Raw genomic sequence first — 13,945 nt, forward strand, 5'->3', positions numbered from 1 at the left:
AAATCGAGGAAAATTTGAGAAAAACAAGGAATTTTGCAAGTAAAAAGCAGCACATCCAAGATGCACTGCTTTAAGAAAGTAGTTAGTAAAATGAGCTTAGCCTGTATTACGTAAACCAGCAGCAATTCCGGCAATACTTACCATAAGTGCATGGTCAACAGGGGTATGCTCTGCCTGACGTTCAGCAAGATAATCACGGCGGCGTTTCATGAGTTCAGCTTGTAAAAGATGCAAAGGCAGTAAATACGGTTTACGAACTTGCATAGACTGATCCAAAACTTCATTGTCGCTTAATAGTTTTGATTCATCTTTTAACGTAAGTAAGGTTTCCACAGCATCTTTTAGACGTTGGCGTAACTGATTGCCAAGCACTTTTAAGTCTTCATCTTCAGTCAAATGAGACTCGTAGTAGAGTGCAATATTGGCATCGGCTTTAGACAATACCATTTCCAGCATATCAATGAGTGTCTGGAAATAAGGCCATTGCTGAAGCATTTCATCAAGCGTTGCTTTTTGCTGATCGGCAATCACTTCATTAATCGCTGCACCTGTACCTAACCATGCAGGTAACATCAAACGGATTTGTGTCCAAGCAAATACCCATGGAATGGCACGTAAAGACTCGATACCGCCACTTACTTTACGTTTTGCCGGACGTGAGCCTAGCGGCAACATTTGTAATTCAAGCTCAGGAGTGACAGTCCGTAAATACTTCACAAAATGCGGGTTTTCACGCACTGTTTGACGATAAACCTTCACAGAATGATCTGTCATACGGTTCATAAGTTCACGCCACTCAGCCTTAGGCTCTGGTGGTGGTAATAATGTCGCTTCAAGCGTTGCTGCGGTATAGATTTCAAGGTTTTGCATGGCAATACCTTCTAGACCGAATTTGAAGCGGATCATTTCACCTTGTTCTGTCACACGAATTGCACCAGAGATTGAGCCCGGTGGTTGCGAAAAGAGTGCTTGTTGCGTTGGAGCACCACCACGGCTAATTGAGCCGCCACGACCGTGGAACAGAGTCAACTGTACGCCGTGTTTACGAGCAATTGCAGTCAACTCTTCTTGAGCACGGTATTGGGCCCAGTTAGCAGACATGAAACCGGCATCTTTTGCTGAATCCGAGTAGCCGATCATGACTTCATGTTTACCCTGAATGTGCTGCTTATACCAATGCATATTAAACAACGTATTCATGGTAGTTGCTGCGCCGTCTAAGTCTTTTAAAGTCTCAAATAAAGGCACTACACGTAAAGGATGCTGAATACCGGCTTCTTTTTGCAATAACAATACAGCTAAAACATCACTTGGATATTCAGCCATAGAAATAATATAAGCCCCTAAAGACTCAGGTGGTTGGTCTGCCAAAGTACGCATGGTTGCAAATACTTCTTGTACATCTGGGTGACCAATCAAACTACCTTCTGGCTCATTAATATACTTCGGTAGTAGTGGGCGTTTGCTTTGGAGTTCCTGGATAAGGAAGTTTTGGCGCGCTTGTTCAGTCCATGACTCAAAATTACCCAGACCTAAGTATTCGGTAATTGCTGAAATGGCTTGGCGATGACGGCCTGATTCTTGGCGAATATCGAGCTTAAGCAGTTCAATACCAAAACAGTTCACACGGTAGATAAAGTCGAGTAGTTGACCATTCGCGATTTCAGGCAGATTACTGTCAATTAGAGAGCGATAGCACAGCAATAATGGTTGTAACAGTTCATCTTTGCTTTTAATGACATTGCTGTCATCAGCTTCTAAGCCTTGTAGGCGCTGAGCTAACCAATGACGAGTTGCTTTTAAACGCTCACGTGTTGCACGTAGATACTCACGATAAGGCTCTGGATGAGGACTACCAATGGCTTGAACCATTTCTTCGGAACAAGACTGAATTGATAGTTCCCAACGTAAGTTTTCGATATCTCTTAGATAGAGGTCGGCAGCTTGCCAGCGTGATAACCACAATACTTCTTGAGTAATTTGATGAGTAACGTTCGGGTTACCATCACGGTCTCCACCCATCCAAGATGCAAAACGTACCGGAGCAATATGAAGTGGTAAGTTTTGTTGGCAATTGTCTTGAACCAGTTCATTTAGCTCACGGATAAATTTAGGAACAGCATTCCAAAGCGTTTGCTCAATTGTGGCAAAGCCCCATTTTGCTTCATCTACCGGGGTCGGGCGGTGCTGCCTGATTTCATCTGTTTGCCAAGCCGAACTAATTTGTTGTTTTAAATTGGCAAGAGCATTTTGTCGTTCACGCGGAGTAAGTTTTTGCTGATCAAGTTGTGATAGACAAGCATTGATATCGTCATATTTTTGAATCAGGGTACGACGACTCACTTCTGTTGGATGCGCCGTAAGTACTAATTCAATTTTAAGATCACAAATTTGCTGGAACAGTTTCTCCGTCGAAATATTTTTATCTTTAAACTTTTTAAATAAGTGAACAAGGGGATTCGGGGAGTTTGCATCCGGATCGAACTCTGCCTGTCTGCGGCTACGTACCACATGATATTGCTCAGCAATATTGGCAAAATTGAGGAAGTGAGAAAAAGCGCGGGTAAGAGGCAATAACTCTTCATCGGGCAATTCTAAAAATAATTGTTCTAATTGCTTTTCGGCTTCAGCTTGACCATCACGTGCACCTTTGGCAAGAGCACGGATTTGCTCGATCTGATTAAACAGTTCTTGTCCTGCATGCTGTTTTAGGGTTTCACCTAATAAATTGCCAAGTAAGCGGACATCCTCACGCAGTGGCGCATCGATTTGCTGAACCATGCTATTTTCTCCTGTTCTTATTCTTTTCGAATATAGCGCGATTAACAAACATTCCAAGCTTTGAGCGTAAGAAAATGTGAATTTTTGCTTAAAAAATAACATTTAAATCGCTTATAACGCTTTAAAAGTCGACATGCACCCGTTGCAAATTTTGGCAATCGGACTTTGGTTTAATGCCGATATCTGAGTAGAAATAAATCAATAGCATCCCGAATAAACCGATCTATCTCTTGAGCATTCGGTACAGGAATAATTCTAAGTAGAACCTTGTGATGGCGTACACCAAGCAATAAGGTCAAAAGCAGCTCTGTTTGATATAGCGGATCATCGGCCTGAATAAAACCTAATTGAGCAGCTTTTTGAAAAAACTCAACTAACTGATTTTGCAGACGGGTATGGGATGCGTCAAAAAACTGTAGGGCGAGTGGACTTTGCTCTGCTGCAAGTTCAAATAATACATGCTCGAGTTTAAGTGCTTCGGGGGAATAAATAATCTGCAAGGCACGTGAACACACCATATAAAGTGTTTGATAAAAGTCTGCCGATGCATCTAATTCAAATGGTTTAGTGCCTAGAGTCTCTTCACAAGTTTCTGTAATGGCACAGATAAACAGGTTTGCTTTGTCTTGAAAGTGATTATAAACCGTGAGTTTAGTAACGCCCGCTTTCTGTGCAATCAGGTTCATGCTGGTACCGTGATAACCGGACTTTAAAAAAATAGCTTTAGCGGCCTGTAAGATACGAGCACGCTTTTCCAGATCTTTGGGGCGACCACTTTGATTAACTGTTTGCACGAAACCCTCTAATAAAACTATATAAAAATAAATACTTATAAGTTTTTCTTTAATTAATGTACCGTCGGGTATATTAATTAAAAAACAAACAAACTATGATGCAAATATATTGTGCCTTAAAAAACCAGTTTGAATAAGAGCGATAAAATATGAATCTGTTAAAACCTCTCATCATGAGTATGATGATTGTTTGCATGGTCACATTAACGGGGTGTAGTAAAGAGGCTCCTAAAACAGAAGAAATACCCTATGTGATGGTGACCCAGCCTTCAACCACACTTCACGAACAAAAAAGCTATGCTGGAGATGTACAGGCTCGACAACAAACTGCCTTGGCATTTCGGGTGGGTGGACAAGTTACGGCTCGCTATGTGGATGTAGGCGACCGAGTTAGAGTTGGGCAAGTATTAGCAAAACTCGATGTGGCGGATGCACAGCTACAATTAAATGCTGCCAAAGCTCAATTAGAAAACGCACAGGCAGCATCAAAAACAGCTTCAGATGAGCTTAAGCGGTTTCAACAATTATTACCTATAAATGCCGTGAGCCGTTCGCAATACGATACGGTAAAAAATCAATATGATGCGGCTCAGGCAGCATTACAACAAGCTCGTTCTAATTATGAAGTTTCTGCCAACCAGACTGGTTATAACCAACTTGTTTCTAATAAAAACGGTGTTATTACAGCGCGTAATATTGAAATTGGACAGGTGGTTGCAGCAGGGCAAGCGGCTTATCAACTGGCAATTGATGGTGAACGTGAAGTGGTCATCGGCGTACCGGAACAAGCAGTTAGCGAGATTAAAGTTGGCCAAGCGGCATGGATAACTTTGTGGTCTAAACCGAACGAACGATTTGCTGGATATGTACGCGAAGTTTCTCCAGCTGCTGACCAGTCCCGTACGTTCACAGTTAAGGTAGCACTCAAAGAAGGTCAGTCTGCTATTCAGCTTGGACAAAGTGCACGCGTATTTTTTAGTTCGACTCAAACTAATGTCATGAGTGTGCCACTTTCGAGTATATCTGCAACAGATAACCAACCTTATGTATGGGTAGTGAATGCGAATCAGACCTTACGTAAAGTGCCTGTAACGATTGGTGCTTATGGCAGAGATAGCGTGCCGGTATTATCGGGTTTAACACCAAATGATTGGGTCGTGATTGGTGGTGTGCACTTGCTGCGCGATAAACAGAAGATTCACCCGATTGATCGTGAAAATCGTGCAGTGAAAATTCAGGGAGCCAAATAACCATGAAATTTAATCTCTCTGAATGGGCACTGAACAATAAAGGTATTGTCCTTTATTTCATGCTCTTGCTAGGCATTATTGGTGCAATTTCTTATTCAAAACTCTCACAAAGTGAAGATCCGCCATTTACCTTTAAAGTCATGGTCGTACAAACCTACTGGCCAGGGGCAACAGCCAAAGAAGTTTCTACTTTAGTTACGGACCGTATCGAAAAGGAACTGATGACCACAGGTCAGTATGACAAGATTATGGCGTATTCCCGTCCAGGCGAGTCGATGGTGACTTTTGTTGCTAAAGATTCTCTCACTTCTGCGCAGATTCCTGATGTTTGGTACAACGTTCGGAAGAAGGTCAATGACATTCGCCATGAACTCCCAAGTGGGGTGCAAGGTCCATTTTTTAATGATGAATTTGGCGATACCTTCGGTAATATTTATGTACTGACAGGCAAAGACTTTGACTATGCGCTTTTGAAAGAATATGCCGATCGTTTGCAATTACAACTACAGAGAGTCAAAGATGTAGGCAAAGTTGAGCTAATTGGGCTGCAAGATCAGAAAATCTGGATTGAAATTTCAAACACTAAAGCGGTTCAGCTCGGTATTCCTGTTTCTGCCATACAAGAAGCCCTGCAAAAGCAAAATAGCATGGCAAGTGCAGGCTTTTTTGAAACTGGAACGGATCGTATTCAAATTCGAGTAAGTGGCCAACTACAAAGCGTAGATGACATTAAAAAAATGCCTTTACTGGTAGGCGATAAAACCATTCAGCTTGGTGACGTTGCTGATGTCTACCGTGGTTTTAGCCAACCTGCTCAGCCGCGTATGCGTTTTATGGGTGACAATGGTATTGGTATTGCCGTATCTATGCGTAAAGGCGGCGATATTATTGCCTTAGGTAAAAATCTGGAAACTGAATTTGCCCAACTGCAAAAAACATTACCTCTAGGTATGAAACTACAAAAAGTATCTGACCAACCGGTAGCGGTACAACGTAGTATCCATGAGTTTGTCAAAGTACTTGCTGAAGCAGTCATTATTGTCTTGTTAGTGAGCTTTTTCTCATTAGGTTTCCGGACGGGTTTAGTCGTCGCTTTTTCCATTCCTTTGGTTTTAGCAATGACTTTTGCTGGCATGAATTTATTTGATGTCGGTCTGCATAAGATTTCGCTTGGTGCTCTAATTCTAGCTTTGGGCCTGCTTGTAGATGATGCCATTATTGCTGTCGAGATGATGGCCATTAAGATGGAGCAGGGGTTTAGCCGAATTAAGGCCGCCGGATTTGCATGGAAAACAACAGCATTTCCGATGTTGACGGGGACATTAATTACCGCCGCAGGCTTTTTACCTATTGCTACGGCTCAGTCCAGTACAGGTGAATACACACGCTCTATCTTTCAGGTCGTGACGATTGCTTTATTGGTGTCTTGGGTTGCCGCAGTTTTATTTGTACCTTATTTGGGTGAAAAACTACTACCTGATTTTACCAAGACAGGTCATCAAGCACCTTGGTATGTCCGTTTATGGGCAAGAATAACTAAAAAACCGCAACCGCAAACTGTGGCCATTTCACAGGACCACCATTACGATCCTTATCAATCTAGTTTCTATTTACGTTTTCGGAAAATGGTCGAGTTTTGTGTGACCTACCGTAAAACCGTGATTGCAACAACGGTGGGGATTTTTGTGCTGTCTGTACTCATGTTTAAGATGGTGCCACAGCAGTTTTTCCCGCCTTCAAACCGCGCTGAAATTTTAGTCGATTTAAAACTCGAAGAAGGCGCATCGTTAACCGCTACAGAGCAAGCGGTGAAAAAGGTTGAACAATTCCTGTCTAAACAAAAAGGCATTGATAATTATGTAGCCTATGTCGGTACAGGTTCACCACGTTTTTATTTACCTCTAGATCAGCAATTACCGCAAGCCAGCTTTGCGCAGTTTGTTGTTTTGGCATCATCGCTTGATGATCGTGATGAAATTCGCCGTTCTTTAGAAACCCAAATTAAGCAGTTGCTCCCACAAGTCCGTACTCGCGTGTCATTACTCGAAAATGGCCCACCTGTTGGTTATCCATTGCAGTATCGTGTGTCAGGTGAAGATTTAAATCTGGTACGTAAAGAAGCACAGCAGGTTGCTAGGGTAATTAGTGAAAACCCGAATACCACCAATGTGCATTTGGATTGGGGCGAGCCAAGCAAGATTATTTCAATTCAAATTGATCAAGACCGTGCTCGACAAATGGGTGTGTCCAGCCTCGATTTAGCCAACTTCTTGAACGCCTCAATTACAGGTAGTGCGATTGAACAGTATCGTGAAAAGCGTGAGCTGATTGAAATCCGATTACGTGGTGATAAAGCTGAGCGTGTTGAAGTAGCTTCACTGGCGAGCCTTGCAGTACCAACTGCGAATGGAACAACTGTACCTTTAGCCCAGATTGCGAAAATTGAATACAAATTTGAAGATGGTCTGATTTGGCACCGTAATCGGTTACCGACAATTACTGTTCGTGCAGATATTCGTACCAATTTACAGCCAGCTACTGTTGTTGGTGAGTTAGCTGAATCAATGGACAAGTTACGCGCTGAGCTGCCAAGTGGCTACCTCATTGAAGTGGGGGGAACAGTGGAAGAGTCGGCACGCGGACAAAGTTCGGTCAATGCCGGTATGCCACTCTTTTTGGCAGTGGTCATGACATTACTCATGATTCAGCTGAAGAGTTTGTCTCGGGCAACAATTGTATTTTTGACTGCACCATTAGGCTTAATTGGCGTTGTTTTATTCTTACTTTTGTTTAATAAACCATTTGGTTTTGTTGCCATGCTAGGAACCATCGCCTTATCCGGCATGATTATGCGTAACTCACTTATTCTGATTGATCAGATTGAACAAGACAGACAGGCAGGGCATCCAACGTGGGAAGCAATTATTGATGCAACAGTACGCCGTTTCCGTCCGATTATTCTCACGGCATTGGCAGCAGTACTCGCCATGATCCCTCTTTCGCGGAGTATTTTCTTCGGTCCAATGGCTGTTGCGATTATGGGCGGACTCATTGTTGCTACCTTGCTGACATTATTTTTCTTACCTGCATTGTATGCAGCGTGGTTTAAGGTGAAAAAAACAGCATAAAATACATAAATTTTTTGTGAATAAAGGTGCGAAATATTGAAAAGTCCAATATAGTAGCACCTGTCTTTACACAAAAAATACAGGATTATTTCGCTGCATAAAAAATAGGCATAATGCAGTGAATTGAGGTGAAATACAGATGGGGCAAGACCATATCGAACAGCATCGCCGTTATATTGTAATTTCTTATGCGTTCATGTTTCTTGCATTGTTTACGGTTATTTTTGCGGCCTTTGCTTATCTGGTCGCTCGTAAAGTAGCTGTTGTGGATGATGCGGAAGTTTGGATTCATGCTCATGCGCTATGGATTATGCGCAATGGTATTCTATTCCTCCTCATGTCAGTTTTTGCTGTGGTCTGGTTTATTCCTCTCTTCTTTTTTGCATGGGATAGCAACCTTTGGGTAACGGCTTCAACAGTTGCTGGTGTAGTTTTTAGTGCTATTGCTTGGTTATTTTTATTAAATGCATGGTTAAAAGGCTTGTCTAAATATTTAAAAAATAAGGCAGTTTTTTAATATATCTGTTTTTTGAAAGTTTTCCCCTTGTAAATTCGGCTAAAGCCCCCCATTTAGTCGGCAATAGAGTATTGATAAAATTTCCGTGAGGAGCACCGCCAAACATGGCTAAACGTGATTATTATGAGGTTTTAGGCGTTTCAAAAACCGCAAGTGATGATGAGATCAAAAAAGCCTATCGTAAATTGGCGATGAAATATCATCCTGACAGAAACCCTGACAATGCCGAGGCTGAAGAAAAATTTAAAGAAGCTTCTGAAGCTTATGAGATTTTATCGGACAGCGAAAAACGCAGCATGTATGACCGTATGGGACATAATGCGTTTGAAGGCGGCTTTGGTGGCGCTGGTGGTGGCTTTGGCGGTTTCAGTGCAGAAGATATTTTTAGCCAGTTCGGTGATATCTTTGGTGGAGCGTTTGGTGGCGGCGGACGTCAGCAACGCCAACGTCGCGGTTCAGATTTACGCTATGTAATGGAACTTACCCTTGAGGAAGCTGTAAAAGGGGTTAAAAAAACAATTACCTTTACTGCTCCAGCACCATGTGATGTGTGTGATGGTAAAGGCTCTAAAAATCCAAAAGATGTGGAAACTTGTAAAACTTGTCACGGTTCAGGACAAGTGCGTATGCAGCAAGGTTTCTTCTCTGTACAACAAACTTGTGGCACATGTCGTGGCCAAGGCAAAATTATTAAAAACCCATGCCATGCATGTCATGGTTCAGGTGTAGCAGATCGTCAGCAAACATTAGAAGTGACGATTCCAGCGGGTGTGGATAATGGTGACCGCGTTCGTTTAAGTGGTAAAGGCGAGGCTATTCGTGATGGTCAAGCTGGTGACTTATACGTTGAAGTGGTTGTTCGTGAACACGAAATTTTCCAACGTGATGGTGCCGATTTATATATGGACGTACCAGTAAGCATTGCTGATGCTGCACTTGGTAAAGAAATTGAAATCCCGACTTTGGAAGGCCGAGTTAGCTTGAAGATTCCTGAGGGAACTCAAACAGGTAAATTATTCCGTTTACGTGGTAAAGGTGTGCGCCCTGTACGTAGCAGTATGGTGGGTGATTTACTTTGCCGTATCGTGGTAGAAACACCAGTTAACCTAACCTCTCGTCAACGTGAATTACTTAAAGAATTACAAGCATCTTTCGATGGTGAAGACAGTGCTTCTTCACCAAAGAAAAAATCTTTCTTTGATCGCTTATTCGATTAATGATTGATTAGATCAGAAATTAAAAAGAAGGCGGATATTGATAAAATATCCGCCTTTTTATTGCGCTGATTCATCTTATTATTTTTATTCTGCTTAAAAGAAAATGACTCGTAATTATTCTGTAGGATGAGCGACATCAATATCATCAACACTTACGTTGAGTTCACTTGATGCAACTGGAGCCACTACAGCTTCGACAGTAGCTTGAGGAGCTGGTTGTACAGTTGCCTTTAGGGTTTCTTCAGTTTTTTCTTCAATGATTGGATCAATATCTTCAACTTTAACCTCAGCATTAGCATCGCTTGTTTGAGCTGTAGGCGTTGCTGCTTGAGTAATTACGTTTGTTGTAATACGTGCTTTAGATAAGCTCTCTAATGTTTCTCCTGGCTGGATTGCAGGTTCTGCAAATGCCACTGAACTTATTATCCCCATAATGGCGATTAGGCCAATAATTTTCGAATGCATGCTGAACTCCTTATAGTCATCTTTTTTTCATTCGTGGCTCAGTAGTGTGCAGATCAATTCTTTAACTTTTGTGAAAACAGATTAAATTCCGGTTCCCTTTAAAAAATATTTTTTACCTTTTATTGTGGGCAAAGAGTTTTGATATAGTAAGCCAATTACGTAAAACAGAAGATTGGGAAGGATTATGTCAGCAGCTCCACGCATTGGTATTTTGGGTGCAGGCGGCCGTATGGGTCGTATACTTATTCAGGCAGTTCAACAAGCAGGTTATCAATTGGGAGCCGCTGTTGTACGCCCAGAAAGTACTTTAATCGGTGCTGATGCTGGTGAACTTGCAGGAATTGGTTCAATTGGAGTGAAGCTTACCGGAAGCTTGGCAGAGGTTCTTGAAGACTGTGATGTTGTAATTGACTTTTCGACTCCTGCAGCAACATCTGAGCATCTAAAGCTATGTCGTGAAGCGGGCGTGGCTATAGTGATTGGGACAACGGGAATGTCTGATGAACAAAAAGCTGAGCTTGATGAAACAGCAAAACATATACCTGTTGTATATGCTGCGAACTACTCTGTTGGCGTAAATGTATCAATCAAGTTACTTGAGCTTGCAGCAAAAGTATTTGGCGATACAGTAGATATTGAAGTGATTGAGGCTCACCACCGTCATAAAGTAGATGCGCCATCTGGTACTGCATTAATGATGGGTGAAGCAATTGCGGATACTTTAGGCCGTAACTTAAAAGAAGTTGCTGTTTATGGTCGTGAAGGGCATACCGGTCCACGTGATCGTCAAACCATTGGTTTTGAAACCATCCGTGGTGGCGATATTGTAGGGGAACATACGGTCATGTTTATTGGTGAGGGTGAGCGTGTTGAAGTGACTCACAAAGCCACTAACCGTATGAACTTTGCTGCCGGTGCAGTACGAGCTGCTGCATGGGTTGTGGGCCGTGAAGCGCGTAAATATGACATGAAAGATGTTTTAGGGTTGAACGACGTACAGGTGTAAACCATCTGTACACTTCCCATATGTGGCGAGAAAAACAAGATAGAGCAGAACATGAATAAAAAACAAATTGCTTTGACCACTCTTCTTTGCTTAAGCAGCCTCTATACAGGGGCTGCCTCTACAGACAAGGCTAAACTCAGCTTAGACCGTAATCATATTAAAGTGTGGACCTATCAAAAAGCAGATAACCCAGTCTTTCAATATAAAGCGGAAACAACGTTTGATGTACCCCTTGAACGCGCTGTGGCGGTAATTTTAGATGTAGATCGTGCGGCTCAATGGGTGCCTTATATGGGTAAGGTCCAAATGCTTTCTCAGGATGAAAAGAAAGGCGAATTCACTTTATATATGGTGTTAGATTTTCCTTTTCCGCTAAAAGATCGCGATGTAGTGGTTAAAGGAAAAATGAGTAAAGCAGCCAATGGCCTGATTACTATTAAAAATACGGCAGTTAATAGTAACTATCCGATACAACCCGATGTCGTGCGCCTAACACGCTATGAAGGGGATTGGACATTCCAGAAACTTGCCAATAATAAAGTTAAAGTCACCACTAGTGGCTATGCTGATCCAGCGGGTGCAATTCCTTTAAGCTTCGTCAATATGTTTGTTCAACAGCAGCCTTATCAGATGCTGCTTAAAATGAAACGGGAAGTAATGAACCCGATTTATGAGCAACCTAAGTTGCCGGAAATTTTAAAATAAATAAGCTAAAAAAAGCGCCTGATCTCAGGCGCTTTTTTTATTAGTCTGAACACTGTTGTAAGGTTTGAGCGGGGCTGCTTTCTCGTTTGATTTGGAATAAAACCAATAACAAACCTAATCCCGCCAGTAAGGCACCCGCAAAAGATACTGCACTATAACCCCAACCTAAATCGAGTACTAACGCACCTGCAGCAGCGCCTACTGCATTACCTAGGTTAAACGCACCGATATTTACTGAAGAGGCAAGCCCTGGAGCTTCGTGAGCAACTGACATTACCCGCATTTGTAATGGTGGTACTAAAGCAAAGGTTGCTGCACCCCATATCACCAACGCAATGGCTGCTCCAATCTGGCTTTGAGCAAGAATTGGGAAAGTCACCATCATCACAATCAACAGTACCAAGAAACCAATCAGAGTTTTATTGATAGATAAGTCTGCAAAACGGCCACCTAAATGGTTACCAATCGAGAAGCCGACACCGATCAACACCAACATGAACGTAATGAAGGTTGGTGAAGCATGCGTAAACTCAGTCAAACTTGGCGCAATATAGGTGTAGAGCGTAAACATTGCACCTGCACCGAGTACGGTAGTGAGTAATGCAAGAACCACAGGGGTACGCGTTAATACTTTTAACTCGGCCTTCACGTTTGGTTTTTGGGCAACCATACCTTGCGGTAATGCTTTCCACAAAGCGAGCATAGTAATGATGCCGAGCACGGAAATCGCAAGGAAAGACATACGCCAGCCAATGTTTTGCCCAACCCATGTTGCTAAAGGCACACCACCAATATTGGCAATGGTTAAGCCCATAAACATGGTTGCCACTGCACTAGCCTGTTTATGCGCTGGTACAATACTCGCTGCCACAACAGAACCAATTCCGAAAAAGGCACCGTGGTTCAGGCTTGTAATGAGACGTGCACCTAATAAGCTCATATAATTTGGTGAAAACGCTGCAATCAGGTTACCGACCGTAAAGATCGCCATCAAAAAAATGAGCGCATTACGTCGTGCAAAACCACCAAACCACAGGGTCATAAACGGTGCACCTAGCATTACACCAAGTGCATAGCCTGTAATTAACATACCGGCTGTTGGAATTGAAATCCCTAAATCATTAGCGATGTTCGGAAGTAACCCCATTGGAGAAAATTCCGTGGTGCCAATGGCAAAGGCACCTATTGCCAATGCCAATAACGAGAACGCCGTATTTGATTGAGTGTTCATGAGTTTAGTCCCACACTGGTGCCCATGGCTCTGGGCTAACTTCACGACTGTTACGGTCGAGTTCGGCAATCATTTGCATTTCAGCCGCAGTTAACTCGATATCCTGTGCTTTTAAATTACTAATCAGGTTTTCACGTTTAGTCGAAGATGGAATGACTGCAAAACCACGCTGCAATGCCCATGCCAATGCAATTTGCGCTGTCGTTGCTTTATTTGCTGCCGCAATTTCAGCTAAAACAGGATCTTGAAGCACTTTGCCGTATGCAAGCGTCATGTATGAAGTGACATCAATATTCTTCTCTTGTAAGAAATTCACAAGTTTATGGTTTTGAAGATAAGGACTCAGCTCAATCTGGTTCGTTGCAATATGCTCTACACCAATTGTGTCAATTGCTTGTTGGATAAGTGCAATATTGAAGTTTGAAATACCAATTTGTTTGGTTAAGCCTTGTTGTTTTGCTTCAAGTAAAAGCTGCATGATTTCAGGAATTGAAACGCCTAAATCCGGTGCTGGCCAGTGAATCAAAGTTAAATCGACATGGTCAGTACGAAGCTTTTGTAAGCTCTCTTTTAAGCTTGGAATAAACTTATCTTGAGCAAAATTATCTACCCAGATTTTTGTGGTTAAAAACAAGTCCTGACGTGATACGCCACTTTCAGCAATCGCTTGACCAATTGCCGCTTCATTTTCATAGATTTGAGCAGTATCAATTGCACGATAACCGACATCTAGCGCATTTTTAACAGAATCAATCACAGCTTGTTCTTTAAGGCGGAAAGTTCCTAGACCAAAACGTGGGATATTCATGTATTCACCTGAAATTAAATAATTGTTTAACTTGAGGTGCATT

The 13,945-nt window shown here is 42.3% G+C and carries 11 protein-coding genes; 6 read left to right on the top strand and 5 right to left on the bottom strand.

Features of this window, described 5'->3' with window-relative positions; all coding sequences use genetic code 11:
- Positions 1–96: 96 nt before the first annotated feature.
- A complete protein-coding gene (ppc, locus tag MKL36_RS16945) occupies positions 97–2,781 on the bottom strand; it encodes a phosphoenolpyruvate carboxylase (RefSeq protein ID WP_000250585.1) in 2,685 nt (894 codons plus the stop codon).
- Between the two features lie 170 nt (positions 2,782–2,951).
- On the bottom strand, positions 2,952–3,575 hold the full coding sequence (locus tag MKL36_RS16950; protein ID WP_021510260.1) for a TetR/AcrR family transcriptional regulator: 624 nt from the start codon (positions 3,573–3,575) through the stop codon (positions 2,952–2,954).
- A gap of 149 nt (positions 3,576–3,724) precedes the next feature.
- On the opposite strand from MKL36_RS16950, the gene MKL36_RS16955 reads away from it, so the two are divergent.
- From MKL36_RS16955 to dnaJ, 4 genes are all read left to right on the top strand, one after another.
- Positions 3,725–4,825 (top strand): efflux RND transporter periplasmic adaptor subunit, encoded by a 1,101-nt coding sequence (locus tag MKL36_RS16955; protein ID WP_021510259.1) that lies wholly within the window; start codon positions 3,725–3,727, stop codon positions 4,823–4,825.
- A gap of 2 nt (positions 4,826–4,827) precedes the next feature.
- On the top strand, positions 4,828–7,953 hold the full coding sequence (locus tag MKL36_RS16960) for an efflux RND transporter permease subunit (protein WP_021510258.1): 3,126 nt from the start codon (positions 4,828–4,830) through the stop codon (positions 7,951–7,953).
- 139 nt (positions 7,954–8,092) lie between these two features.
- Positions 8,093–8,470 carry a hypothetical protein gene (locus tag MKL36_RS16965; RefSeq protein ID WP_000529425.1) on the top strand — a complete coding sequence of 126 codons (378 nt, stop codon included), beginning with the start codon at positions 8,093–8,095 and terminating at the stop codon, positions 8,468–8,470.
- Between the two features lie 104 nt (positions 8,471–8,574).
- Complete coding sequence (dnaJ, locus tag MKL36_RS16970) at positions 8,575–9,687, top strand: molecular chaperone DnaJ (RefSeq protein ID WP_001119029.1); 1,113 nt, start codon at positions 8,575–8,577, stop codon at positions 9,685–9,687.
- Positions 9,688–9,801: 114 nt separating this feature from the next.
- Here the strand turns inward: dnaJ and MKL36_RS16975 are convergent, their stop codons facing one another.
- Positions 9,802–10,152: a hypothetical protein gene (locus tag MKL36_RS16975; RefSeq protein ID WP_021510257.1), complete on the bottom strand. Its 351-nt coding sequence runs from the start codon at positions 10,150–10,152 to the stop codon at positions 9,802–9,804.
- Between the two features lie 184 nt (positions 10,153–10,336).
- On the opposite strand from MKL36_RS16975, the gene dapB reads away from it, so the two are divergent.
- Together dapB and MKL36_RS16985 are read left to right on the top strand one after the other, a co-directional pair.
- Positions 10,337–11,158, top strand: coding sequence for a 4-hydroxy-tetrahydrodipicolinate reductase (gene dapB / locus MKL36_RS16980; protein WP_001271382.1), 822 nt, complete (start codon positions 10,337–10,339; stop codon positions 11,156–11,158).
- Between the two features lie 51 nt (positions 11,159–11,209).
- Complete coding sequence (locus MKL36_RS16985) at positions 11,210–11,863, top strand: START domain-containing protein (RefSeq protein WP_001036017.1); 654 nt, start codon at positions 11,210–11,212, stop codon at positions 11,861–11,863.
- A gap of 40 nt (positions 11,864–11,903) precedes the next feature.
- Here the strand turns inward: MKL36_RS16985 and MKL36_RS16990 are convergent, their stop codons facing one another.
- Both MKL36_RS16990 and dkgB read right to left on the bottom strand, forming a co-directional pair.
- The gene (locus tag MKL36_RS16990; RefSeq protein ID WP_001097146.1) at positions 11,904–13,094 is read right to left on the bottom strand and encodes an MFS transporter; all 1,191 of its coding nucleotides are present in this window, start codon (positions 13,092–13,094) and stop codon (positions 11,904–11,906) included.
- Positions 13,095–13,098: 4 nt separating this feature from the next.
- The gene (gene dkgB, locus MKL36_RS16995) at positions 13,099–13,902 is read right to left on the bottom strand and encodes a 2,5-didehydrogluconate reductase DkgB (protein ID WP_021510256.1); all 804 of its coding nucleotides are present in this window, start codon (positions 13,900–13,902) and stop codon (positions 13,099–13,101) included.
- Positions 13,903–13,945 lie beyond the last annotated feature (43 nt).

The organism is Acinetobacter sp. AOR12_HL (assembly GCF_027855275.1).
GTDB lineage: Bacteria > Pseudomonadota > Gammaproteobacteria > Pseudomonadales > Moraxellaceae > Acinetobacter > Acinetobacter baumannii.

Coding starts and splice junctions, on each gene's coding strand:
- dnaJ (WP_001119029.1), top strand. CDS start 8,575: ATGGCTAAACGTGATTATTATGAGGTTTTAGGCGTTTCAAAAACCGCA.
- dapB (WP_001271382.1), top strand. CDS start 10,337: ATGTCAGCAGCTCCACGCATTGGTATTTTGGGTGCAGGCGGCCGTATG.
- MKL36_RS16985 (WP_001036017.1), top strand. CDS start 11,210: ATGAATAAAAAACAAATTGCTTTGACCACTCTTCTTTGCTTAAGCAGC.
- MKL36_RS16960 (WP_021510258.1), top strand. CDS start 4,828: ATGAAATTTAATCTCTCTGAATGGGCACTGAACAATAAAGGTATTGTC.
- MKL36_RS16975 (WP_021510257.1), bottom strand. CDS start 10,152: ATGCATTCGAAAATTATTGGCCTAATCGCCATTATGGGGATAATAAGT.
- MKL36_RS16990 (WP_001097146.1), bottom strand. CDS start 13,094: ATGAACACTCAATCAAATACGGCGTTCTCGTTATTGGCATTGGCAATA.
- dkgB (WP_021510256.1), bottom strand. CDS start 13,902: ATGAATATCCCACGTTTTGGTCTAGGAACTTTCCGCCTTAAAGAACAA.
- MKL36_RS16965 (WP_000529425.1), top strand. CDS start 8,093: ATGGGGCAAGACCATATCGAACAGCATCGCCGTTATATTGTAATTTCT.
- ppc (WP_000250585.1), bottom strand. CDS start 2,781: ATGGTTCAGCAAATCGATGCGCCACTGCGTGAGGATGTCCGCTTACTT.
- MKL36_RS16955 (WP_021510259.1), top strand. CDS start 3,725: ATGAATCTGTTAAAACCTCTCATCATGAGTATGATGATTGTTTGCATG.